Annotated in this window: 21 protein-coding genes and 1 pseudogene; 11 read left to right on the forward strand and 11 right to left on the reverse strand. The window is 62.1% G+C overall.

Annotation, left to right across the window (positions count from 1 at the left end; genetic code table 11):
* The first annotated feature begins 11 nt into the window (after window positions 1-11).
* From NKJ46_RS09255 to NKJ46_RS09285, 7 genes and pseudogenes are all read left to right on the forward strand, one after another.
* On the forward strand, window positions 12-785 hold the full coding sequence (locus NKJ46_RS09255; protein ID WP_023719544.1) for an enoyl-CoA hydratase: 774 nt from the start codon (window positions 12-14) through the stop codon (window positions 783-785).
* Window positions 786-944: 159 nt separating this feature from the next.
* Window positions 945-1211 (forward strand): 30S ribosomal protein S20, encoded by a 267-nt coding sequence (rpsT, locus tag NKJ46_RS09260; protein ID WP_023676922.1) that lies wholly within the window; start codon window positions 945-947, stop codon window positions 1209-1211.
* Window positions 1212-2049: 838 nt separating this feature from the next.
* Window positions 2050-3597, forward strand: coding sequence for a chromosomal replication initiator protein DnaA (gene dnaA, locus NKJ46_RS09265; protein WP_376702025.1), 1548 nt, complete (start codon window positions 2050-2052; stop codon window positions 3595-3597).
* Between the two features lie 199 nt (window positions 3598-3796).
* Window positions 3797-4915: a DNA polymerase III subunit beta gene (gene dnaN / locus NKJ46_RS09270; RefSeq protein WP_023676920.1), complete on the forward strand. Its 1119-nt coding sequence runs from the start codon at window positions 3797-3799 to the stop codon at window positions 4913-4915.
* Between the two features lie 26 nt (window positions 4916-4941).
* Complete coding sequence (gene recF / locus NKJ46_RS09275; protein WP_352664248.1) at window positions 4942-6090, forward strand: DNA replication/repair protein RecF; 1149 nt, start codon at window positions 4942-4944, stop codon at window positions 6088-6090.
* Window positions 6091-6166: 76 nt separating this feature from the next.
* The gene (locus NKJ46_RS09280; RefSeq protein WP_352664250.1) at window positions 6167-6928 is read left to right on the forward strand and encodes a molybdopterin-synthase adenylyltransferase MoeB; all 762 of its coding nucleotides are present in this window, start codon (window positions 6167-6169) and stop codon (window positions 6926-6928) included.
* Window positions 6925-7412, forward strand: a pseudogene (locus NKJ46_RS09285) (GNAT family N-acetyltransferase). Before NKJ46_RS09280 ends, NKJ46_RS09285 begins: the two are co-directional and overlap by 4 nt.
* Window positions 7413-7476: 64 nt before the next feature.
* On the opposite strand, the gene NKJ46_RS09290 reads toward NKJ46_RS09285, so the two are convergent.
* Window positions 7477-8478 (reverse strand): 2-hydroxyacid dehydrogenase, encoded by a 1002-nt coding sequence (locus NKJ46_RS09290; protein WP_254816279.1) that lies wholly within the window; start codon window positions 8476-8478, stop codon window positions 7477-7479.
* Between the two features lie 155 nt (window positions 8479-8633).
* Here NKJ46_RS09290 and NKJ46_RS09295 point away from each other — a divergent pair, with 155 nt between their 5' ends.
* Window positions 8634-9191: an SH3 domain-containing protein gene (locus NKJ46_RS09295; protein WP_352664252.1), complete on the forward strand. Its 558-nt coding sequence runs from the start codon at window positions 8634-8636 to the stop codon at window positions 9189-9191.
* Between the two features lie 81 nt (window positions 9192-9272).
* Here the strand turns inward: NKJ46_RS09295 and NKJ46_RS09300 are convergent, their stop codons facing one another.
* Together NKJ46_RS09300 and irrA are read right to left on the reverse strand one after the other, a co-directional pair.
* Entirely contained in the window at window positions 9273-9632 is a 360-nt protein-coding gene (locus tag NKJ46_RS09300; RefSeq protein WP_352664254.1) for a DUF4260 domain-containing protein, read from the reverse strand.
* Between the two features lie 10 nt (window positions 9633-9642).
* The gene (gene irrA, locus NKJ46_RS09305; protein WP_023676913.1) at window positions 9643-10074 is read right to left on the reverse strand and encodes an iron response transcriptional regulator IrrA; all 432 of its coding nucleotides are present in this window, start codon (window positions 10072-10074) and stop codon (window positions 9643-9645) included.
* 240 nt (window positions 10075-10314) lie between these two features.
* Between irrA and fabA the strand changes: the two genes are divergently transcribed.
* The 3 genes from fabA to fabI all read left to right on the forward strand — a co-directional run bounded on the left by fabA (window position 10315) and on the right by fabI (window position 13003).
* Window positions 10315-10833 (forward strand): 3-hydroxyacyl-[acyl-carrier-protein] dehydratase FabA, encoded by a 519-nt coding sequence (gene fabA / locus NKJ46_RS09310; protein WP_254816277.1) that lies wholly within the window; start codon window positions 10315-10317, stop codon window positions 10831-10833.
* Window positions 10834-10956: 123 nt separating this feature from the next.
* Window positions 10957-12177: a beta-ketoacyl-ACP synthase I gene (gene fabB, locus NKJ46_RS09315; protein WP_352664256.1), complete on the forward strand. Its 1221-nt coding sequence runs from the start codon at window positions 10957-10959 to the stop codon at window positions 12175-12177.
* 13 nt (window positions 12178-12190) lie between these two features.
* Window positions 12191-13003: an enoyl-ACP reductase FabI gene (gene fabI / locus NKJ46_RS09320; protein WP_352664258.1), complete on the forward strand. Its 813-nt coding sequence runs from the start codon at window positions 12191-12193 to the stop codon at window positions 13001-13003.
* Window positions 13004-13039: 36 nt separating this feature from the next.
* On the opposite strand, the gene NKJ46_RS09325 is transcribed toward fabI, so the two are convergent.
* The 8 genes from NKJ46_RS09325 to NKJ46_RS09360 form a co-directional block, all read right to left on the reverse strand.
* Window positions 13040-14053 carry a class I SAM-dependent methyltransferase gene (locus NKJ46_RS09325; RefSeq protein ID WP_352664260.1) on the reverse strand — a complete coding sequence of 338 codons (1014 nt, stop codon included), beginning with the start codon at window positions 14051-14053 and terminating at the stop codon, window positions 13040-13042.
* A gap of 84 nt (window positions 14054-14137) precedes the next feature.
* The gene (pnp, locus tag NKJ46_RS09330; RefSeq protein ID WP_352664262.1) at window positions 14138-16285 is read right to left on the reverse strand and encodes a polyribonucleotide nucleotidyltransferase; all 2148 of its coding nucleotides are present in this window, start codon (window positions 16283-16285) and stop codon (window positions 14138-14140) included.
* A gap of 407 nt (window positions 16286-16692) precedes the next feature.
* Window positions 16693-17004 carry a 30S ribosomal protein S15 gene (gene rpsO / locus NKJ46_RS09335; RefSeq protein ID WP_280940423.1) on the reverse strand — a complete coding sequence of 104 codons (312 nt, stop codon included), beginning with the start codon at window positions 17002-17004 and terminating at the stop codon, window positions 16693-16695.
* A 140-nt stretch (window positions 17005-17144) separates the two neighbouring features.
* On the reverse strand, window positions 17145-18239 hold the full coding sequence (corA, locus tag NKJ46_RS09340; RefSeq protein ID WP_352664264.1) for a magnesium/cobalt transporter CorA: 1095 nt from the start codon (window positions 18237-18239) through the stop codon (window positions 17145-17147).
* A gap of 145 nt (window positions 18240-18384) precedes the next feature.
* Window positions 18385-19338, reverse strand: coding sequence for a tRNA pseudouridine(55) synthase TruB (truB, locus tag NKJ46_RS09345; RefSeq protein WP_352664266.1), 954 nt, complete (start codon window positions 19336-19338; stop codon window positions 18385-18387).
* A complete protein-coding gene (gene rbfA / locus NKJ46_RS09350; protein ID WP_352664268.1) occupies window positions 19338-19763 on the reverse strand; it encodes a 30S ribosome-binding factor RbfA in 426 nt (141 codons plus the stop codon). The genes truB and rbfA overlap by 1 nt, the downstream gene beginning before the upstream one ends.
* Before the next feature lie 123 nt (window positions 19764-19886).
* Window positions 19887-22454 (reverse strand): translation initiation factor IF-2, encoded by a 2568-nt coding sequence (gene infB / locus NKJ46_RS09355; RefSeq protein WP_352664270.1) that lies wholly within the window; start codon window positions 22452-22454, stop codon window positions 19887-19889.
* The gene (locus NKJ46_RS09360) at window positions 22451-23101 is read right to left on the reverse strand and encodes an RNA-binding protein (protein ID WP_352488163.1); all 651 of its coding nucleotides are present in this window, start codon (window positions 23099-23101) and stop codon (window positions 22451-22453) included. The genes infB and NKJ46_RS09360 overlap by 4 nt, the downstream gene beginning before the upstream one ends.
* Window positions 23102-23133 lie beyond the last annotated feature (32 nt).

Raw genomic sequence — 23133 nt, forward strand, 5'->3', positions numbered from 1 at the left:
AGGAGCAAAGCATGGGCTATGAAACCATCATCGTCGAAACCCGCGGCAAGGTCGGGCTGATTACGCTGAACCGGCCGCAGGCGCTCAACGCGCTGAATTCACAAGTGCTGGCGGAACTGGTCGCGTCGGTGAATAGCATGGGCGCCAATGCCGACATTGGCGCCATGGTCATCACTGGTTCGGAAAAGGCTTTCGCGGCAGGTGCCGATATCAAGGAAATGCAGTCGATCTCCTATGTGGATGCCTATCTGCAGGACTTCTTCGTCGGCTGGGAAGAATTTACGCGGGCACGAAAGCCGATCATCGCGGCGGTGGCGGGCTATGCGCTGGGCGGCGGCTGCGAACTGGCGATGATGTGCGACTTCATTATTGCCGCCGACACCGCCAAGTTTGGCCAACCCGAGATCACGCTTGGCGTCATGCCCGGCATGGGCGGGTCGCAGCGCCTGACCCGCTTCGTCGGCAAGTCGAAGGCGATGGACATGTGCTTGACGGGGCGAATGATGGACGCAGCCGAGGCCGAGCGTTCCGGCCTGGTCTCGCGCGTGGTGCCAGCCGGCGAGTTGATCGAGGAAGCGCTTAAGGCAGCGGCCAAGATCGCCGGTTTTTCCTTGCCGTCGGTGATGATGGCAAAGGAGGCCGTCAACCGCGCCTATGAGACGACGCTCACCGAGGGTCTGCGGTTCGAGCGCCGGCTATTTCATTCGCTGTTTGCGCTGGATGACCAGAAGGAAGGCATGGCGGCCTTCACCGGCAAGCGGAAGCCGAATTTCACGAACCGATGAGATGACGAAGGCGCCGGTCAAAAAGAAAGCGCTGCAGCGTTGACGCGCCGGAAAAGCTGAACTATAAGCCGCACCAATCGAGGCGGCCCTGTGGCTGCCCGTTTGTTTTTGCGCCCTGCGGTATCCCGCAAGCGCCCACCAGATCAGAAGAGAGGCACCATGGCCAATACCTCCTCGGCCAAAAAGGCAACGCGCAAGATCGCCCGTCGCGCCGCGATCAACAAGAACCGCCGCTCCCGCGTCCGGACCTACATCCGCCAGGTCGAAGAGGCGCTCGCGGCTGGCGACAAGGCGGCCGCACAGGCTGCCTTCAAGGTGGCCGAGCCGGAATTGATGCGCGCCGCGACCAAGGGCGTGGTGCACAAGAACACGGCATCGCGCAAGGTGTCGCGGCTGGCCCAACGGGTCAAGGTGCTGTCAGCCTAATATATCCATCTTGAACTGCGCTTCTTCAAACCCGGCCAATCGCGCCGGGTTTTTTCGTTTGCCGGCAAGTACTTAAAAGAAAGCCCGCAAAACGGCGCTCCGCGAGCATTTCAAAGTTCGAAATGCTTTGCCGGCATATACATGCCCGCTCATATTCGGAGCCTCCGAATCCGCCCATACGAAAATTTCCGAGCGTCACAGATTACCATTTCTTTTCAGCAGCTTACCGATGGTGATCCACAGCTTGTTCACATCAGCTGCAGTCGATAGGCGACAATTGGCTGTCAAGTGAATTATTTCAGAAAATTTCGCGTTGTGTGGCCTTTTTCATATTCGGCGGAAAAGGGTTTGAATCACAATGGCTTTGTCAAAATCAACTGTTGCAGCATGGCGTCCGAAACGTTCCTTGCCAGTCAGATTCCTTAAAAATCCGTTAGGGGTGGCCTTGCCCTATCCACAGCGATTTCGGTAATGTCTGTCCATCGAAGGGACGGGCCCTTGGCCCTTGACCAGCCTGAAACCGGCCAGCTCAAATTGGCAGAGTTTACAGCGCGGATTCAACTCCGCGGACGGGGTTGGTTTGTCTTTTCGATACGGTAGGGGACTGGCGTAATTGTACATGGCAGGTCGACGGTGCGCCGGCGGTTTTTCGCCGGACGGCATTTTGTTGCCCTGACATGACCAAAGCGGATCGGCTCTTCGGCGCCGGACCGACAACGAGGCGATTCATCAGCCGGCGGCGGCGATGGTGTCGCAGCGAAGACACGGTCGCCGGAAACATGGATGCAGGAGGCGCATCCCCGGCGGAAAACAGGTACAAGAGACAAGGAACTCGATCATGCAGAGCGGCGGCATCGAAAGGGAGCTTACAGGCGACCTCCCATTTCCTGGAACGCTAATCGGAAGGAACGACATGGCGGCTTCCAATGAAGCTGAACAGAAGTTCGATCGGGTCAAGGCCCAGTTGAAGGCGCGTCTGGGGACCGAGGTCTATTCGAGTTGGTTCGGGCGCATGAAGGTCGCTGAATCTTCCAAGGGCATTGTCCGCATCTCTGTGCCAACCGCATTCCTGCGTTCATGGATCAACGGCCACTATCTCGATCTCATCACCGAGTTGTGGAAGCACGAGGATCCGGAGATCCTCAAGATCGAGATCGTCGTTCGTACCGCCACACGCCAGGGCCGCAACAGCGTCGAGCCAGAAGTGGCCCCGGCGCGCAAGATGACCAGGCAGACGCAAACCGCGCTCTCTGCCGGCACGGCGAGCCCCAGCAGGGTCGAACGGGTCCCGGCACCCCGCCCAGGGATGCCGGCAGAAACCGAGTTCCGGCACAATGTTCTCGGTTCGCCGCTCGATCCACGCTACACTTTCACCTCCTTCATCGAAGGACCATCGAACCGAGTGGCTTTTGCCGCCGCCAAGGCGGTCGCGGAATCGCAGTCGAGCGCGGTGCGTTTCAATCCACTCTTTCTCCACGCGACGGTCGGGCTGGGCAAAACGCATCTGTTGCAGGCGATCGCCGCAGAATCGCTGAAGCAGAATCCGAAATCGCGGGTCGTCTATCTGACGGCTGAGTATTTCATGTGGCGGTTCGCCACCGCGATCCGCGACAACAACGCACTGACGCTGAAAGAACAGCTGCGCGACATCGACCTCCTCATTATCGACGACATGCAGTTCCTGCAGGGCAAGTCGATCCAGCACGAATTCTGCCATCTGATCAACATGCTGCTCGACAGCGCCAAGCAAGTGGTGGTCGCTGCCGACCGGCCGCCGTCCGAATTGGAGTCGCTGGAGCCGCGCGTCCGCTCGCGCCTCAATGGCGGCGTCGCGCTGGAAATGTCAGCCCCGGATTTCGCTATGCGTATCGGTATGCTCAAGCTCAGGCTTGCCACCGCCAAGCTCGACGATGCGTCGCTCGATATTTCCGAAGAGATCCTCAACCACGTCGCCCGCACGGTGACCGGCAGCGGACGCGAGCTCGAAGGTGCCTTCAACCAGCTTTTGTTTCGCCAATCCTTCGAACCGCAGATCACCATCGACCGCATCGACGAGATCCTTGGCCACATCTATCGTTCGGGCGAACCCAAGCGGGTGCGTATCGAGGACATCCAGCGTATCGTCGCGCGCCACTACAACGTGTCGAAGACCGAACTTCTGTCCAACCGGCGCACACGCACCATCGTCAAGCCACGGCAGGTCGCCATGTATCTGTCGAAGGTGATGACGCCGCGCTCGCTGCCGGAGATTGGGCGGCGGTTCGGCGGCCGTGACCATACGACCGTGCTGCATGCGGTGCGCAAGATCGAGGATCTTTCCGGTGCCGACAACACACTGGCGCAGGAACTCGAATTGCTGAGAAGGCTGATCAACGACCAGGCCTGACGGCCCGAAAAACGCCAGCTCGCGGACTTCGGCCTTTTTATCCCCAGAAAGCCCGTGCAGCCGGCCCGAACCGGTGGCCCGGGCTTGCGTTTGCCGGGTTTTTCCTGTCAGTTTACGCAGATTCTGAGCCTGTTCAGACCTTTCGCGGGGCGCCGGTTGCCGGAGACCCGTTCATTCATTCAAGCGAGCCTGTTTCGTCATGCGTGTTATCCTGGAACGGTCAAATCTCCTGAAGTCGCTCAACCATGTTCACCGTGTGGTCGAGCGGCGCAACACCATTCCGATCCTGTCGAACGTGCTGCTCAGCGCCGAGGGGGCCAGCCTTGAAATGAAGGCGACCGACCTGGACCTGGAGGTGACCGAAGCAACGCCGGCAAAGGTCGAGCGTGGCGGGGCGACGACGGTCCCGGCACATCTGCTCTACGACATCGTGCGCAAGCTTGCCGATGGCGCGGAGGTGGCGCTGAAGACCGACGAAGACGGCAACGCCATGACGGTGACGTCGGGGCGCTCGAGCTTCCGCCTGCAATGCCTGCCGCAGTCCGACTTTCCCGAGCTTTCAGCCGGGTCGTTCTCGCATATTTTCCGGCTCGATTCCGTCGGACTAAAGGGGCTCATCGAAAAGACCCAGTTCGCCATCTCGACCGAGGAGACGCGCTATTATCTGAACGGCATCTATCTGCACACGCACGAGGCCGGCGGCAAGCTGAAGCTGCGCTCGGTCGCGACCGATGGCCACCGACTGGCGCGCGCCGAGATCGATGCGCCGGCAGGCTCCGAGGGCATGCCTGGCGTCATCATCCCGCGAAAGACGGTCAGCGAGCTGCAAAAGCTGGTCGACGATCCCGATGTTGCAGTGACCACCGAGCTGTCGGACACCAAGATCCGTTTCACCATCGGCAGCGTCATCTTGACCTCCAAGCTGATCGACGGCACTTTCCCAGACTACCAGCGCGTCATTCCGACCGGCAACGACAAGAAGCTGATTATCGATCGCCAGAGTTTCGCCGCCGCCGTCGATCGCGTCTCGACCATTTCGTCCGAACGCGGCCGGGCGGTGAAGCTTTCGATTGCCGAAGGGCAGGTCACGCTTGCGGTCAACAACCCGGATTCGGGCAGCGCCACCGAGGAACTGGCGGCCGACTATTCGTCCGATCCGATCGAAATTGGCTTCAACGCCAAATACCTGCTCGACGTTGCCGCGCAACTGACCGGCACGGAGGCGAAGTTCATGCTGGCGGATGCCGGTTCCCCGACGCTGATCCACGACATGGCCGACGAGACCGCGCTCTACGTGCTGATGCCGATGCGGGTGTAGGGCCCGAACGGGGCCATCTTGCTGTCGTGACCAGATCTGCAAAACCGCAGCAGACCTACATAAGTAAGCTCACACTTACGAATTTTCGCAACTATGCGGCGTTGGCAATCGACCTTGATCCCGGCGCTGTGGTTTTCTCCGGCGACAATGGCGCCGGCAAGACCAATCTGCTTGAAGCGATCTCGCTGCTCACGCCAGGTCGGGGCCTGCGCCGCGCACCCTATGCCGAGGTGGCGCGCGAAGGCGGCGATGGTGGCTTTGCGCTGCATGCCCGGCTTGACGGACCGGAAGGCCAGGTCGAGATTGGTACGGGGATAGCGGGCAGCGACGGCGAAGGCGGCCGGCGGGTGCGGATCAACGGCGCGGCGGCACGCTCAGCGGAAGACATGCTGGAATGGCTGCGCGTGGTCTGGCTGACACCGGCCATGGACGGCCTGTTCCCCGGGCCGGCCGCCGACCGCCGGCGCTTCCTCGACCGGCTGGTGCTGGCGATCGATCCCGGCCACGGCCAGCGCGCGCTTGACTACGAAAAGGCAATGCGCGGCCGCAACAGACTGCTCGCCGACGGTTCGCGCGACGGTGCCTGGTTCGACGCAATCGAGATACAAATGGCCGAGACCGGCGTGGCAATTGCCGCGGCGCGTGCCGAACTGGTGCGCCTGCTCGCCGCCATGATCGACCGTCTGCCCGGCGACGGACCGTTTCCGCAAGCCGACATCGGCATCTCGGGCGAACTGGAAGGCGAAATCGGTATGTTGCCAGCCGTCGACGTCGAGGAACGGTTCCGTCGTGCGCTTGCCCAAGGGCGCGACCGCGACCGCACTGCGGGACGCACGCTCGACGGCCCGCACCGTTCCGACCTTGTGGTGCGCCACCGGCCCAAGGCGATGCCGGCCGAGCTCTGTTCGACCGGTGAGCAGAAGGCGCTGCTGGTCGGCATTGTCTTGTCGCATGCGCGGCTAACCGGCGAGATGTCGGGCATGACGCCGATCCTGCTGCTCGACGAGATTGCTGCCCATCTCGACGGCGGTCGACGGGCGGCCTTGTTCTCGATCCTGGAGGAGCTGAACTGCCAGGCTTTCATGACCGGGACCGATGCCGCATTGTTTGACAGCCTCAAGGGACGCGCGCAGTTCCTGACCGTCGATCACGGTACGGTCAGGCCGACCATTTGAACTTGGTTCATGGCGCACTTCTGAGCGGCATGCATTGATACCTGACAAGCTTTTTCCTCCGCTATATGGTCCGGCGATGATCACAGCCGCCCTCACCGATGAAGAGCTCGAACGCTACGCCCGCCACATCGTGCTGCCCGAGATCGGCGGCGCCGGCCAGCAGCGGCTGAAGCGGGCGCGGGTGCTGGTCATCGGCGCCGGCGGATTGGGAGCGCCGGTGCTCGAATACCTCGCCGCCGCAGGGATTGGCACTCTCGGTATCGTCGACGACGACATCGTTTCGCTTTCCAACCTGCAACGACAAGTGATCCACGCCACGGGCGATGTCGGGGTGGCGAAAACCGACAGCGCCAGGGCGGCGATCATCCGCATCAATCCAAACGTCGTCGTGGAAGAGCACAATTTCAGGCTGACCGTGGACAACGCCCCTGCTCTCATCGCCCGTTATGACATCGTCGTTGACGGCTCCGACAATTTCGAGACACGCTATGCGGTGGCCGACGCCTGCGCCGCCGAGAGCCGGCCGCTCGTGCATGCCGCCGTTGGCCGCTTCGACGGCTCGGTCACCGTGCTGAAACCGTTCGAAACCGGTCCGGACGGCACGTTGAACCCAAGCTACCGCGATCTCTTTCCCGAGGCGCCGCCGCCGGGACTGGTGCCGTCCTGCGCGGTGGCCGGCATTGTCGGCGCGCTGACCGGGGTCATCGGCACGCTGCAGGCCATGGAAGCGATCAAGCTGATCACCGGGATTGGCGAGCCGCTGGTCGGACGACTGCTGCTCTACGATGCGCTTGCGGCACGCTTCGACACGATCCGCTACAAGCGAACCAGCCCGTGAGCCTGCCTGCCGACGTTTCCATCGTGCAGCTTGCGGCCGATTTCGACCGTTGGGACGAGATCTTGGCACTTGTCCTGCGCGCCTTCGCCTTCATGGACGGGGTTATTGACCCGCCATCCTCGGCGCATCGGCTCACCGTCGAAAATCTCAGGGCTAGAGCGACGGAGGAGACAACATTCCTGGCGCTGAAGCAGAGCGAGATCGTCGGTTGCGTCTTCGTCCTGAAGCGCGCAGGCGACCTCTATATTGGAAAGCTCGCGGTCGAGCCGGCTCTTCAGGGACAAGGCATTGGAAAACGACTGATGCAGGCCGTCGAAGATCTTGCCCGCAGCCACAACAGGACGCCATCGAGCTCCAGACCCGGATCGAGCTGACCGGAAATCACGCAGCCTTTGCCCGCCTCGGTTTTCGTGAAACCGAACGGACAGCGCACAAGGGCTACGACCGGCCGACCTCAATCACCATGCGCAAGGCGCTTTCGTAAGCCAACATTGTGCAAAGACGAACGTGTGGTTGCCGCGGCAAGACCATGACGGCATGACGGCAGGTCACGCCCGCAGCGGCAGCACGCGGTCGGGCGGGCGATGACCGTCGAAGAAGGCGCGGATGTTGATGATCACCTTCTCGCCCATGTCGATACGGCCTTCGAGCGTCGCCGAACCCATATGCGGCAACAGCACGACCTTGCCTTTGTGGGCGAGCTTCAGCAGCTTGCTGTTCAGCGCCGGCTCGTGCTCGTACACGTCGAGGCCGGCGCCAGCGATCTTGCCGTCATGGATGAGCTTGACCAGCGATTCCTCATCGATGATATCGCCGCGCGCGGTGTTGACTATGTAAGCTGACGGTTGCAGAAGCGCCAGCCGCCGCGCCGAAAGCAGGTGGAAGGTTGCCGGTGTCGATGGGCAATTGACCGAGATAATGTCCATGCGGGCGAGCATCTGGTCGAGGCTTTCCCAATACGTCGCCTCCAACTCGTCCTCGATTGCTGGCAGCACGCGGTGGCGGTTGTGGTAGTGGATCGAGAGGCCAAAGGCCTTGGCGCGCCTGGCGACGGCGGTGCCGATGCGACCCATGCCGACAATGCCGAGCCGTTTGCCCCAGATGCGCCGGCCGAGCATCCAGGTCGGCGACCAGCCCGCCCATTTCTTGTCGCCGGTCAGCACGTTGGCGCCTTCGGCCAGCCGCCGCGGCACGGCCAGCATCAGCGCCATGGTCATGTCGGCCGTATCTTCGGTCAACACGTTCGGCGTGTTAGTGACGGTGATGCCTTTCTTGGCCGCTGCCGCAACATCGATCTTGTCGACGCCATTGCCGAAATTGGCGATCAGCTTGAGGTTGTCGCCAGCCTGGGCAATCAGCGCCGCATCGATATTGTCGGTCACGGTCGGCACCAGCACGTCGGCCTCCTTGACCGCCGCCACTAATTCCGGCTGCGTCATCGGCCTGTCCTCGACATTCAAGCGGGCGTCGAACAATTCGCGCATGCGGGTCTCGACCGGGTCGGGCAATTTGCGCGTGATGATGACGAGGGGCTTCTTTTTGCCTGCCATTGTTTCCTCGAACCCGATCTCGTTGAGACCTCTTTAACCAAGAACGGCGAAATTGAGAGCCGATCGCGGTACCGGTCATCCATGTAACAAGCGGTTCCGCCGAAGACAAAGAAAAAGGGGCGAAGGCCGATGAGCCGGCGCCGAAAGGAACGAAAGTGTCTGGTTTCGCGTCGCTCCGCCTGACCCTCAGTGCAGCATTCCTCGGCGCTATCATCCATAGCCCACTGGTGATGGCACAAAGTGCCGCCGCACCCGCCCAGAGCGTCACGCTCGGACCAAGCGGCTTGCCGCTGCCGCGCTTCGTCAGCCTGAAATCCGGCCGCGTCAACTCGCGCGTTGGGCCGGGCGTCAACTATTCCGTCGACTGGATGTATATGAAACCAGGCCTGCCGATGGAGATCATCCAGGAGTTCGATACGTGGCGCCGGGTGCGCGATGCCGACGGCTCGGAAGGCTGGATCAACCAGTCGCTGCTTTCGGGCCGCCGGACGGCGATCGTCGCCCCCTGGCAGCGTGGCAAGGACGCTCGCGTCAACCTCCTCGACGACCCGGCAAAAGATGCAGGCGTCATCGCGATCCTCGAACCGGGGGTGATGGGCACGATCAAGTCCTGCGATGGCCAGTGGTGCGAAATGACCTTCGACGGCCATACCGGCTGGCTCGCGCAGTCGCTCGTCTGGGGTGCCTATCCCGGCGAAAAGGTCAAGAACTGATGTTTCCGAACTGGAGGTCGGGCCAGCGCTGCAAGCACCGATCCGGCATTTTGTTTCGCTGATCTTCGGTTCGGGGATGGTTTAGCGGCCGATGCGGCCGAGATGGGTATCCTGGAAACTGCTCGACAGCTTCAAGCCATAGCCCAGAGCGCGGTCGATGGCGATGTGGGCGATCCAGATCAGCGCAACAGCTATCGCCATTGCATTGTCAAAGACGCTGCCGACAAGCGCCAGCAGAACGGGCAAGATCAGTATGTGCAAGGCGTTGTAGGCGACGGCCCCGACGCGCGGCCCTGCCATGTAACCCAGCATCGACAGGTCGGGCGCCAAAATGAGCACGGCAAATAGCCACCAGGAAACACCGGCTATTGCATAGAAGGCAAGAGCCGCCACCGCGACCGCGACCCATTCGAGCCGGAGCGTCAAATCCAGGAATTTCATAAGGCGCCGGTCAGTCGCAGCGTTTCGGACGCAGTCTCACCACGATATCGACATTGGCGATCTCCATGCCCTCCGGCGGTTCCGGCAGGTTGGAAACCGTCACCGGGCCGCTGTCGATATCGAAGATCCTGTTTTCGCCCTCGATATAGAAATGATGGTGATCGGAGGTGTTGGTGTCGAAATAAGTCTTCGATCCCTCGACGGCAAGGATGCGCAGAAGACCGGCCTGGGTAAATTGGTGCAGAGCATTGTAGACGGTGGCCAGAGACACCGGCACGCCGGCGGCAAGCGCCTCCTCGTGCAGTTCTTCGGCCGAAAGATGGCGGTCGCCCTTGGCGAAAAGCAGATCGGCCAGCGCGATGCGCTGGCGTGTCGGCCTCAGACCGGCCTCGCGAACCCGCTTGTCCACAGCGACATTATCCTTCCGGCAACCCAGATCCATCTATCCGTCGCGCTCACAGTTCCGCCTCAGACACCTCCAAAATGGCAGAAATTGAGCATCTGCCGAAACTGGACGCGTCCTGACATATATTCTGTCGACCGAATGCGATCAATAGCGCGCATTGACCCGGGCAGACGGGCAGGTTAAGCGCAAACGCCGGTTTCCGGCCTGAAACAGATTGTGTTAGGAAACCACCGACAAGGGCGCCTGTCGCCCGGGACGATCACGGGGACGAGATTGATGGCGGGTTCGAAATCCAGCTACGGTTACGAGGAATTGCTTGCCTGCGCCCGCGGCGAGCTGTTCGGACCGGGAAATGCGCAGCTGCCCTATCCGCCGATGCTGATGTTCGACCGCATCACCGAGATCAGCGAGACCGGCGGTGCGTTCGACAAGGGTTTCATCCGCGCGGAATTCGATATCAAGCCGGATTTGTGGTTTTTCGCATGCCATTTCATCGGCAATCCGATCATGCCGGGATGCCTGGGCCTGGACGCCATGTGGCAGTTGACGGGATTCTATCTCGGATGGCTCGGTGAACCCGGCAAGGGGATGGCGCTGTCGACCGGTGAGGTGAGGTTCAAGGGCATGGTCACGCCTTCGGTCAAGAAGGTGGAGTATGGCGTCGACTTCAAGCGAGTGATGCGCGGTCGGCTTGTGCTTGGCATCGCCGATGGCTGGCTGAAGGCAGATGGCGAGCCCATATATGCGGCAACGGATCTGAAGGTCGGTCTGTCCAAGCAACCGGCCGCCGTCTGAACGAAGATTCTACAGTGCCACGTCTTGGACGTCCAAAGGACGCTGTAGCACTTTAATTTTGCGCATGGTTCCGTTCCGGAAATCGATTTCAGGTTTCGGGGTCCGCGCTGGAAGGAGTTGCGAATGAGACGGGTCGTAGTCACAGGTCTCGGCATCGTGTCGTCGATCGGCAACAATGCCAACGAGGTGCAGACCTCGCTTCACGATGCCAGATCCGGCATCAGCTTCTCCGACTCTTTCGCCGAGCATGGCTTCCGTTGCCGGGTGTGGGGTGCGCCGACGCTGGATCCATCGAGCATGATCGACCGTCGCGCCATGCGCTTCCTGTCGCAGGGTGCTGCCTGGAACCACGTCGCAATGGACCAGGCGATCGCAGACGCCGGCCTCGACGAGACCCACATCACCAACGAGCGCACCGGCATCGTGATGGGCTCCGGCGGACCGTCGACCCGAGCAATCGTCGAAGCGGCCGAGACCACGATCAAGAACGGCAGTCCCAAGCGGATCGGCCCCTTCGCGGTGCCAAAGGCGATGTCGTCGACCGCGTCGGCGACGCTTGCCACCTGGTTCAAGATCCACGGCGTCAATTATTCGATCTCATCGGCCTGCTCGACGTCTGCGCATTGCATCGGCAATGGCTACGAGTTGATCCAGTGGGGCAAGCAGGACATCGTCTTCGCCGGCGGCCATGAGGATCTCGACTGGACGATGTCGGATCTCTTCGATGCCATGGGCGCCATGTCGTCCAAGTTCAACGACAGGGCATCGGTCGCCTCCCGCGCTTACGACGTCGATCGCGACGGTTTCGTCATTGCCGGCGGCGCCGGCGTGCTGATTCTTGAAGAACTCGAGCATGCCAAGGCACGCGGCGCCAAGATCTATGCCGAGATCGTCGGCTATGGCGCGACCTCGGACGGCTACGACATGGTGGCGCCGTCGGGCGAAGGCGCGGCGCGCTGCATGAAGCAGGCGCTCGCAACGGTGTCCTCGCCGGTCGACTACATCAATACGCACGGCACTTCGACGCCGGTCGGCGATTCCAAGGAAATGGGCGCCATCCGCGAGGTGTTCGGCGAGAAGATGCCTTTCATCACGTCGACCAAATCGCTGACCGGCCATTCGCTGGGTGCGGCCGGCGTGCAGGAATCGATCTACTCGATCCTGATGATGCAAGGCGGCTTCATCGGCGAGAGCGCCCACATTGACAACCTCGATCCGGAATTCGAAGGCATGCCGATCGTGCGCAAGCGCATCGACGAAGCCAGGATCGACACCGTTTTGTCCAATTCGTTCGGTTTCGGTGGCACCAACGCTACGCTGATTTTCCAGCGCTATTCCGCATAAGGATTTGCCTACCATGGACGGATTGATGAAGGGCAAGCGCGGGCTTGTCATGGGTGTCGCCAACGATCATTCGATCGCCTGGGGTATCGCCCGCAAACTGTCCGAACATGGCGCGGAACTCGCCTTCACTTATCAGGGTGAGGCCTTCGGGCGCCGGGTCAAGCCTCTCGCCGAGAGACTGGGCGCATCGCTGGTCGTGCCTTGCGACGTAGAGGACAGCGCATCGGTCGCTGCCACCTTCGAGACCCTTGGCAAGGCGTGGGGCGGGCTGGACTTCGTCGTCCATGCCATCGGCTTTTCCGACAAGAACGAGCTGAAAGGCCTCTACGCCGACACCAGCCGCGACAACTTCATCCGCACCATGGTGATCTCCTGCTACTCCTTCACCGAGGTCGCCCGTCACGCCGCCACGTTGATGAAGGATAGCGGTTCGATGATCACGCTGACCTATGCCGGTTCGGTCCGTGTCATGCCGAACTACAACGTCATGGGCGTCGCCAAGGCCGGGCTGGAGGCCAGTGTCCGCTATCTCGCCAACGACTACGGCCCGCGCGGCATCAGGGTGAACGGCATATCGGCGGGACCGGTACGGACGCTTGCGGGCGCCGGGATTTCCGACGCACGCCACATGTTTTCCTATCAGCAGCGCAACTCGCCGCTACGTCGTACAGTGACGATCGACGAAGTCGGCGGCTCCGCGCTTTATTTGCTGTCCGACCTGTCCTCCGGCGTCACCGGCGAAATCCACTATGTCGATTCCGGCTATCACATCGTGTCCATGCCGACGCTTGACGAGTTGAAGCGGACCGACGGCGGGCGGGAATAGCGCGAGCGACGTATCGCCGGCTGACCCCGCAGCATTTCAGCGTCGCGCCGAGAAGACCTTGAACATGCCGTCGCGGGCGAGCTGCGCATGGCTGGAGAAGGCAGCCGCCAGCACCGGTTCGTAGGGAAGCTGACGGTTTGCCACCATGAACAGCCGGCCGCCCGGCTTCAGCGCCTTGCCTGCCGCGCGGATCATGCCGGCACCGATTTCCGGCTCAGTCGCCCGGCTGCGGTGAAAGGGTGGGTTCATGACGACCACATCGTAGCGGCGCTCGACCGGTTCGCTCAAAAGATCTATCCAGAAGAAACGTGGCTCCACGCCTGTGTTGCCGACATTGGCCTTCGCCGCCTCCAGCGCTTCGAAATCCGCTTCGTAAAGGTCAAGCGCCGATATGCCGGGTGAACGGGCGGCGACTTCGGCGGCGACATAGCCCCAACCGGCACAGAAATCCGCAACGCCGCCACGCAGATCGTTGGGCAGATTTTCGACCAGCAGCGTCGATCCCGCATCGATCTTGTCGAACGAAAACATGCCTGGGGCCGTGCGGAAGCGGTCCTCGACCACCAAGTCCGGATTGCCGGCGCGAAGCGTTGCCGCGGCAATGGTATCGGCCGGCCTGCGAAACCAGAAAGCAATGCCGTGATGCTTCGGCAGGTGGCCTTCGAGCGGCACAAGGGCGCCGACATGCTTGCGCAGGCTGGCGATGCCATCGTCCTTGCCGCCCGCGACGACGATCAACCCGCCTGGTGCCACGCGTTCGACCGCTTCGGCGACGCGCAACTCGTTTTGGCCGCGATGGCGGCCGGCGAGCACAAATGCCGCGTCGAAAGTCTCGCCTTCGACCTGCGGCGTGACCGTGAAGCCGGATGCCTGCAAGGCGCGAAAATGCGGCCGGAAGCCTTGGACGAGATGAAGCCTGGCATCAAAGCCTTCAGGCAAGCGAAAGCCGGGCTCGGCACCGAGAAAGAGAATGCGTTCATCCTTTCCTGGCAGGGAAACAGCCCCGGCCTCGAATGGATGGAAAAGCGTCTTCAGCGGCTCGGCGGACATTCACCTACTCTGCAAGGCTGTTGTTGAAATGCAAACGGGCGCGACCTTCCGGCGCGCCCGCTTCGATTGCATAGTTAGATCAACTTAGGCGGCGTTTTCTTCGCCTTCGCTCTTCTTGTCGCGCACGATTTCCTTGCCGGTAGCCTGGTCAACGACCTTCATCGACAGGCGAACCTTGCCGCGCTCGTCGAAGCCCATCAGCTTGACCCAGACCTTGTCGCCTTCCTTGACCACATCGGAGGTCTTGGCGACGCGGTCATTAGCGAGCTGCGAGATGTGGACGAGGCCGTCACGCGGACCGAAGAAATTGACGAAAGCGCCGAAGTCGGCGGTCTTGACGACCGTGCCTTCGTAGATTTCACCGACTTCCGGCTCGGCGACGATGGTGTGTATCCATTTCTTCGCCGCCTCGATCTCCTTGGCATTGGCCGAAGCGATCTTGACCGTGCCGTCGTCCTCGATGTTGATCTTGGCGCCGGTCTTTTCGACGATCTCGCGGATGACCTTGCCACCCGAGCCGATCACGTCGCGGATCTTGTCGGTCGGGATGTGCATGACCTCAATGCGCGGCGCGAACTCGCCGAGCTCGGCACGTGCGCCGGACAGCGCATGGGCCATTTCGCCGAGAATGTGCTGACGGCCATCCTTGGCCTGGTCGAGCGCGATCTTCATAATCTCCTCGGTGATGCCCTCGATCTTGATGTCCATCTGCAGCGAGGTGATGCCGTAGGCGGTGCCGGCAACCTTGAAGTCCATGTCGCCGAGGTGGTCCTCGTCGCCAAGGATGTCGGAGAGCACAGCGAAGCGCTCGCCTTCCTTGATCAGGCCCATCGCAATGCCGGCGACCGGCTTGGCAAGCGGCACGCCGGCGTCCATCAGCGCCAGCGAGGTGCCGCAGACGGTAGCCATCGACGACGAGCCGTTGGACTCGGTGATCTCCGAAACGACGCGCAACGTATAGGGGAACTGGTCGGCGGTCGGCAGCATCGGCCGGATGGCGCGCCAGGCGAGCTTGCCGTGGCCGATTTCGCGGCGGCCCGGCGAACCCATGCGGCCGGTTTCACCGACCGAATAGGGAGGGAAGTTGTAGTGCAGGAGGAACTTCTCCTTGTACATGCCGGTCAGCGAATCGACATACTGCTCGTCCTCGCCGGTGCCGAGCGTGGCGACGACCAGCGCCTGGGTCTCGCCGCGGGTGAACAACGCCGAGCCGTGCGTGCGCGGCAGGACGCCGACTTCCGAGACGATCTTGCGGACCGTCTTCAGGTCGCGGCCGTCGATGCGCAAGCCGGTGTCGAGGATGTTCCAGCGCACGACCTTGGCCTGGAGTTCCTTGAACACGGTGCCGATCTGTTCGGACGTGTATTTGGCCTCTTCGCCTTCTGCCGGCGCGAACGCGGCCTTGACCTTCGCCTTGACGGCGTCGACGGCGGCATAGCGCTTCTGCTTGTCGGTGATCTTGTAGGCGTCGCGAAGCTCGCCTTCGACGATCTTGAGCATCTCGGCTTCAAGTGTGGAATAGTCCGGCGCGGTGAAGTCGCGCGGGTCCTTGGCCGCGACTTCAGCCAGCTTGATGATCGCGTCGATCACCGGCTGGAAGCCCTTGTGGCCGAACATGACGGCGCCGAGCATAAGGTCCTCGCCGAGTTCCTTGGCTTCGGACTCGACCATCAGCACGGCGTCGGCGGTGCCGGCGACGACCAGGTCGAGCTTCGATTCCTGCATCTCGTCGACATGCGGGTTGAGCACGTATTCGCCGTTGATGTAGCCGACGCGGGCGCCGCCAACCGGGCCCATGAACGGCACGCCTGACAAGGTCAAGGCGGCGGATGTGGCGACGATCGACAGAATGTCCGGGTCATTTTCGAGATCGTGCTGGACGACGGTGACGACGATCTGGGTGTCGTTCTTGTAGCCCTCGGCGAAGAGCGGGCGGATCGGACGGTCGATCAGGCGGGAAACCAGCGTTTCCTTCTCGCTCGGACGGCCTTCACGCTTGAAATAGCCACCCGGGATCTTGCCGGCGGCGTAAGTCTTTTCCTGGTAGTTGACCGTCAGCGGAAAGAAGTCGAGGCCGGGCTTCGGCTCTTTCATCGAGACGACGGTGGCGAGAACCTTGGTTTCGCCGTAGGTGGCCAGCACCGCGCCGTCAGCCTGACGTGCGATCTTGCCGGTTTCGAGAATGAGCGGGCGGCCGCCCCATTCGATTTCCACTTTGTGGTAATTGAACATGTCTTGTCCTTCGTATGCGGAAAGGGCCGCGCCGTTTCAGCGTGCGCGGATGCCCCTTTCCCTTGGCTTCCTTTCTCGGGCAGCCACGGGCAAGACAACGGGAGGCTCGGCTTATTCGGCGCGGTGCCGCACGAGCGTCCTGCAATCCTGCCCCATGACCGTCCATGGGCGGTTTCGAGCGGCCCTCTGCTGTTTCGAAACCGGGTTGGCCAATCGATCCGACTGGCCTTGCGCGTGAACCCGAAAACCAGGTTTTCGGAATATATCCTGCGCAAATCTAAACTTCCGAGCGTCCTTTGCGCATCCAACCGATGCGCGGCGCTCTACTTCCTTCATTGGAGCCTTGGATGATCCTATGCTCCAATGCGCGACCGGCGGGCTCTCGAAAGAACCCGCCGGTCAATTCGTCAACGGCGCAGACCGAGCTTCTCGATCAGCGTCTGATAGCGCGCGTCGTCCTTGCGCTTGAGATAATCAAGCAGGCTGCGGCGCTGGGAAACGAGAGCGAGCAGACCACGGCGGGAATGGTTATCCTTCTTGTGGTCCTTGAAATGGTCGGTCAGGTTCTTGATGCGCTCGGAAAGGATGGCCACCTGGACTTCCGGAGACCCGGTGTCGCCTTTGGCGGTTGCGAATTCGCCCATCAATTCCTTCTTGCGTTCGGCAGTAATCGACATCGTGTTTTTCCTTGTCTGTTTGAGGAAACGGGACGCCCTCAGCCGGGATGTCGTCCAGCAGGGGCCGGTGCAAGCAACGCGTCAAAGCACGAAGCTGCGGCGCATATAGTGCAATTCCGACAAAAAGGCCAGCCTAATTCACAAGCCGGCTTTTTGCTGCATAAACGGGCACTTCCGCCTAGTCACAGCCATTTCTTCCATTTGAAGTACGCAAAGAGCCCGACCGCAACAAGCGCCATGAAGGCGAGCGACAGGGGATAGCCGTAATAGGCCTTCAGCTCCGGCATGTTCCAGGGCGAGGTGTCGGGGTCGAAATTCATGCCCCATACGCCGACGAGAAAGGTGAGCGGCATGAAGATCACCGAGACGATCGTCAGATAGCTGATGACGTCGTTGGTGCGCGCCTGGCTGAGCGACAAGTGCATCTCGATCAGGCCGGTCAGCATGTCGCGCTGGGTTTCGACCAGTTCGATCAATCGCAGCGAATGATCGAGCGTGTCGTTCAGGAATATCTTGGTTTCGGCCTTCACATAGGGCACGTCGTTGCGGATCATGGTCGCCAGCGCATCGCGCATCGGCCAAAGCACGCCCTTCAGCACATTGGCATCGCGCCGCAATTCGTGAAGCTGCCGCATCTGGTGCTTGTGCGCCTGGTTCAGCATCTGGTCCTCAATGCTGTCGACCAATTCGCCGGCAGCCTCAATCGGCGGGAAATAGCTGTCGACAATGGCGTCGATCAAAGCATAGGCGAGATAGTCGGCGCCGCGCGAGCGCAAGCGGTTGGGCACCGAGCTTGCGATCCGCTTGCGCACGGGATCGAACGGGTCGCCTTCGCGCTCCTGGAAGGTGACGACGAAGTTCTTGCCGAAGAAGACGGTGATCTGTTCGTAACGATGCGCGGTGACATCGTCGATCATCCTGACGACGACAAAGGCATGGTCCTCGAAGAAATCCACCTTCGGCCGCTGGCCCGTGTTGACGACATCTTCCAGCGCCAGCGGATGCAGGTTGAAGATCCGGCCGATCTCCTCGATCAGCTGGATGTTGGCGAGGCCTGTGCAGTCGAGCCAGATGACCGGCCAATTGTGGCAATGGGTGTCGACGTCGTCGATGCTGGCATTGTCGATCGTCTTGAACTTCTCGGGCGAGATCAACGTCAGCCTGAGCTCGGAGCGGCGCGCCGCCGGGTCGGCGATCAGCGTGCCGGGCGAAGCCCCGACCGGCGGCCGCCGCGTGTTGAGCACCGCCCGCTTCTTGATCGTCTCAGCCTTTGCCATGTGCCCCCTCGAGTGCAGCGTCGGATGGCACTACAGCACCGCGCATCCCTTCGGACGGCAAACGACGCCGTAGCCCTGTTGACTTAGCGCATGATCCTTTCCCAAAATAGAATCCGGTTTGGAGACATGCGCCGAGAGACAGCTGTTACCCGATAAAGACCCGCTTTGGCTTGAACATGCCTTGCTCGATGGCGCCGATGGCGATCAGCTTGCCGCGCGCGGTGGCGCAGGCCTCTTCAGCTTCTACCGGCGCGTCACGGCCGCGAATGATGACCGGATTACCGAGGCGAATTTTGGTTGCCGCATCATCGCTGATCGCGACCTGCGGCAGGCATTCGAGCGCCGCGGCGGTGTCGACCAGAAGTGCATCGATGGCACCGAAGTCGATCGGGGCGTCTGCTGCTTGCGGCTCGCCCTGCTCGCCGAAGCGGGCGGCCTCCAGCTCGGCCAGGGTAACGAAATCTTCCTGCGTGAACGGCTCGACCTCGACCCGCCGCAGTTCGGCGATGTGACCAAAACAGCCGAGGTCGCGGCCCATGTCGCGCGCCAGCGAGCGGACATAGGTGCCCTTGCCGCATTCGACCTCGAAGATGGTGCGATCGGCCATGTGCTCGACCAGGTCGAGCCGGCCGATCTCGACCTCGCGTGCCGGAATGTCGACCGTCTCGCCATCGCGGGCAAGATCATAGGCGCGCTCGCCGGCGATCTTGATCGCCGAAAATTGCGGCGGCGTCTGCATGATGACGCCGGTATATTTCGAAAGCAGCGCCCGTACGTCGGCTTCAGCCGGACGACGATCCGAGCTTTTGGTCGCCGGTCCTTCGAGGTCGTCGGTCGAACGCTCCTCGCCCCAGGCAACCGTGAAGCGGTAGACCTTGGCACCGTCCTGGACGTAAGGCACGGTCTTGGTCGCTTCACCCAGTGCTATCGGCAGCATGCCGGACGCCAGCGGGTCGAGCGTGCCGGCATGCCCGGCCTTTTCCGCCTCGAACAGCCATTTGATCTTGGAGACGGCTTCAGTCGAGCCCATGCCGACCGGCTTGTCCAGTACCAACCAGCCCGAGATCGGCCGGCCCTTCTTCTTGCCGCGACGCGCCACTATTCGCTGTCCTTCCGGTCATCTTTGTCTTTGTCGTCGGCGCTGAGATCGCGCGCCACTTCGGGCGAGTGCAGCAATTCGTTGATCTTCTGGAAATTGTCGTAGCTGGTGTCGAGCCGGAAGCGGAATTCCGGCATGTACTTCATCTGCCGCAGCGCGCCGGAGACGCGGCCGCGAACAAACTTCGCATGCTTGTTGAGCGCTTCGACCACCGCACCGGCATCCTTGGCGCCGAGCGGCGAGACGAAGGCGGTGGCGATCTTCAGATCGGGCGACATGCGCACTTCGGAGACCGAGACCACGGCATTCTCGATCAGCGGATCGAGGATCTCGCCGCGCTGCAAGGTCTGGGACAGCGCATGGCGTACCTGCTCGCCGACGCGCAGCATGCGCTGGGATGGGCCTGATGTGGTTGAACGGGGCATTTTTCTCTATCCTGAAATCGTGGGGCGCGGGATAGGACCGCACCACATGTCTCATATGGTTTGGGCGGCGGTCTTTCGACCACCGCCCGGTCTCGATGGATGCCCGAACTCGAACGTTCGAGCTCAGAGCGTCCTGGTCACCATCTCGACGCGGAAGCACTCGATGACGTCGCCGACGCGCATGTCCTCGTAGTTCTGGAAGGCCATGCCGCATTCCTGGCCGCCCGGAACTTCCGAAACCTCGTCCTTGAAGCGCTTCAGGGTCTTCAGCGTGCCTTCGTGGATGACGACATTGTCGCGGATCAGGCGCACGCCCGCACCACGTTCGACCTTGCCTTCGGTGACACGGCAGCCGGCGATCTTGCCGACCTTGGTGATGTCGAAGATCTCGAGGATCTCGGCATTGCCGATAAAGGTCTCGCGACGCTCCGGCGAGAGCAGGCCGGAAAGAGCCGCTTTCACATCATCGACCAGATTGTAGATGATCGAATAGTAGCGGATCTCGATGCCTGCCGCAGCCGCGGCCGCGCGGGCCTGCGCATTGGCGCGAACATTGAAGCCGATGATCGCAGCCCCGGAGGTTTCCGCCAGCGACACGTCGCTTTCGGTGATGCCGCCAGCCCCGGCATGGACGATGCGGGCGCGCACCTCGTCGGTGCCGAGATTGTCGAGCGCCGCGTTGATCGCCTCGATCGAGCCCTGCACGTCGCCCTTGATGACCAGCGGGAATTCCTTCAATCCGCTGGTCTGCAACTGCGACATCATCTGTTCAAGCGAGCCGCGCTGGCCGGCATGCCTGGCCACCGCCTTCTCACGCGCCAGACGCTGGCGATATTCGGTGATCTCGCGGGCGCGGGCTTCGTTGTTGACAACGGCGAAGCGGTCGCCGGCCAGCGGCGTACCTTGCAGACCGAGGACTTCCACCGGCATTGCCGGCGGCGCTTCCTTGACCTGCTCGCCGCGATCGTTGACGAGCGCGCGTACCCGGCCCCATTCGTTGCCGGCGACGAGAATGTCGCCCGGCATCAACGTGCCAGTCTGCACCAGCACGGTAGCGACTGGGCCGCGGCCCTTGTCGAGCTGGGCTTCGATGACCACGCCTTCGGCGGTGCGGTCCGGATTGGCCTTCAGGTCGAGGATTTCGGCCTGCAGCAGGATCGCCTCGAGCAACTTGTCAAGATTGATGCCCTTGGTCGCCGACACCTCGACGTCCAGCACCTCACCGCCCATGGATTCGACGAACACTTCGTGGCGCAGCAGCTCCGAGCGCACCTTCTGCGGGTCGGCGTCATGCTTGTCGATCTTGTTGATCGCCACGATGATCGGAACGCCGGCCGCCTTGGCGTGATTGATCGATTCGATCGTCTGCGGCATGACGCTGTCGTCGGCTGCCACCACGAGGATGGCGATATCGGTCGCCTGGGCACCGCGGGCACGCATCGCCGTGAAGGCGGCGTGGCCGGGCGTGTCGATGAAGGTGATCTTGTGACCGTTCTTCTCGACCTGATAAGCGCCGATATGCTGGGTAATGCCGCCGGCTTCGCCGGACACGACGTTGGCATTGCGGATGGCATCGAGCAACGAGGTCTTGCCGTGATCGACATGGCCCATGATCGTTACCACCGGCGGACGCGGCTGCAGGTCCTCGGGACGATCGGCGATGTTGAACAAGCCCTCTTCAATGTCGGACTCTGCGACGCGGCGGACCGTGTGGCCAAATTCGGTGGCGACGAGTTCGGCCGTGTCGGCGTCGATCACGTCGCCAGGCTTCAGGATCTGGCCCTGCTTCATGAAGAACTTGACCACGTCGACAGCGCGCTCGGACATGCGCTGCGCCAGCTCCTGGATGGTGATGGTTTCGGGCAGGATCACTTCACGCATGACTTTCTCGCGTGGCTCGTTATGCAACGCGCGCTTGAATTTCTCCTGACGGCGGCGCATCGACGAGAGCGAGCGGGCACGCGCATCCTCGTCGGAAAGAGCCGAATTCAGCGTCAGCTTGCCGCGGCGGCGGTCTTCCTCGCCCTTGGTCGGCTTGGCAGGACGCGCCACTTCGGGCGTGACCAGACGGCGCACTGGTGCACCGGCACCGGTCCGCTTCGGCTTGACCTCTTCCTCGTCATCCACTGTCGCCAGTTCGGCGGCCAGCGGCGCACGGCGGCGTGCCTCTTCCTCGGCACGGCGGCGGGATTCGGCCTCGGCTTGCAGCCGTGCCTCTTCCTCGGCCTGACGGCGAGCCGATTCCTCGCGCTCGCGGCGGCGGCGCTCTTCGTCCTCGCTGCGGCGCTTGGCTTCCTCGATGGCGCGCTGGCGATCCTCGACGTCGCGGACCTTCGAGCCCTCGAGAGCCCGGCGGCGTGCTTCCATTTCCTGGCGCGACAACTCGTTCAGCACCATGCCGCCGCGTTCGACCGGCGGCGGAGGCGGCGGCGCCTTGGGAGCTTCCTGCACGGCAGGCGCTGCCGCGACCGGCTTCGGCGTGAAGACGGACACAGGCGCTGCCGCCGGCTCCGGCTTGTCGCCGGGCAGCGAGAACTTGCGCTTCTTGGTCTCGACGACCACCGACTTGGTGCGGCCGTGCGAGAAGTTCTGGCGCACCGTGCCCTGCTCCATGCCGGGGCGCTTCAGCGTCAAGGTCTTCTTCGGCGTAACACTCAGCGTCTTGTCGTCGCCCGATTTCGTATCGCTCATTCCATATCCTCTGCGGCATCATCTTCGTCAGCAACGGCCGCAAGCATTGCCAGATCGTCCGGGGAACCGCCCCGATATCGGTCGAGCGCAACCATGCGCTTCTGGACCGCCCTGCCCGCGTCTCCCGCGAGAACGGCAGCATGTATCACATTTGTACCCCCCAATGCCAAGCTCAACTCGGCCTCGGAAAAAAGTTTGTAAGCGCGGATCGCAGGCCCGCCGAGGTGGACGGTTGCCCGTCGCGCCTGGCTTATCTTGCGGACGCCATCGTCGGAAGCCTCGGTCGCGTGGAGCACGAAAAGTGCAAGTCCGCCGCGCACGGCGCTCTCGACCTTGGTCGCTCCGAGCGCTATGGCGCCCGCCTTGCGGGCCAGGCCAAGCATGCCCAGAGCGGACCTGGAAAGCAGCGCGTCGACCATACCACCAAGATCGGCCGGCACGGTCACCTGCGCCTTAAAGGCACGGGCAAACAGGTTTTTGGCCGCTGCCTTTTCTATATGTAGGCGGTCGGCCGTCACCCAGCAACCGCGGCCGGGCAGGTTTCTCTTGATGTCCGGAACGACGGCCGAATCCGGGCCGACGACGAAACGGATCAGCTCATCCGGTTCGGCTTGCCTGCGGGTGACGATGCAGGTGCGATCGTTCATCTCGTCCAAGGGCGGGTTCGGTGCGATGCGGT

Origin of the sequence: Mesorhizobium sp. M0166 (genome assembly GCF_040322255.1) — a bacterium.
In the GTDB taxonomy this organism is placed as follows: domain Bacteria; phylum Pseudomonadota; class Alphaproteobacteria; order Rhizobiales; family Rhizobiaceae; genus Mesorhizobium.

Bases quoted from the DNA above. Each gene is read 5' to 3' on its own strand.
- NKJ46_RS09290 (WP_254816279.1), bottom strand. From the start codon at position 8,478: ATGGCAGGCAAAAAGAAGCCCCTCGTCATCATCACGCGCAAATTGCCC.
- fabB (WP_352664256.1), top strand. From the start codon at position 10,957: ATGAGACGGGTCGTAGTCACAGGTCTCGGCATCGTGTCGTCGATCGGC.
- pnp (WP_352664262.1), bottom strand. From the start codon at position 16,285: ATGTTCAATTACCACAAAGTGGAAATCGAATGGGGCGGCCGCCCGCTC.
- dnaA (WP_376702025.1), top strand. From the start codon at position 2,050: ATGCAGAGCGGCGGCATCGAAAGGGAGCTTACAGGCGACCTCCCATTT.
- fabA (WP_254816277.1), top strand. From the start codon at position 10,315: ATGGCGGGTTCGAAATCCAGCTACGGTTACGAGGAATTGCTTGCCTGC.
- rpsT (WP_023676922.1), top strand. From the start codon at position 945: ATGGCCAATACCTCCTCGGCCAAAAAGGCAACGCGCAAGATCGCCCGT.
- NKJ46_RS09360 (WP_352488163.1), bottom strand. From the start codon at position 23,101: ATGAACGATCGCACCTGCATCGTCACCCGCAGGCAAGCCGAACCGGAT.
- fabI (WP_352664258.1), top strand. From the start codon at position 12,191: ATGGACGGATTGATGAAGGGCAAGCGCGGGCTTGTCATGGGTGTCGCC.
- corA (WP_352664264.1), bottom strand. From the start codon at position 18,239: ATGGCAAAGGCTGAGACGATCAAGAAGCGGGCGGTGCTCAACACGCGG.
- NKJ46_RS09300 (WP_352664254.1), bottom strand. From the start codon at position 9,632: ATGAAATTCCTGGATTTGACGCTCCGGCTCGAATGGGTCGCGGTCGCG.
- NKJ46_RS09280 (WP_352664250.1), top strand. From the start codon at position 6,167: ATGATCACAGCCGCCCTCACCGATGAAGAGCTCGAACGCTACGCCCGC.
- NKJ46_RS09325 (WP_352664260.1), bottom strand. From the start codon at position 14,053: ATGTCCGCCGAGCCGCTGAAGACGCTTTTCCATCCATTCGAGGCCGGG.
- dnaN (WP_023676920.1), top strand. From the start codon at position 3,797: ATGCGTGTTATCCTGGAACGGTCAAATCTCCTGAAGTCGCTCAACCAT.
- NKJ46_RS09255 (WP_023719544.1), top strand. From the start codon at position 12: ATGGGCTATGAAACCATCATCGTCGAAACCCGCGGCAAGGTCGGGCTG.
- rbfA (WP_352664268.1), bottom strand. From the start codon at position 19,763: ATGCCCCGTTCAACCACATCAGGCCCATCCCAGCGCATGCTGCGCGTC.
- infB (WP_352664270.1), bottom strand. From the start codon at position 22,454: ATGAGCGATACGAAATCGGGCGACGACAAGACGCTGAGTGTTACGCCG.
- irrA (WP_023676913.1), bottom strand. From the start codon at position 10,074: ATGGATCTGGGTTGCCGGAAGGATAATGTCGCTGTGGACAAGCGGGTT.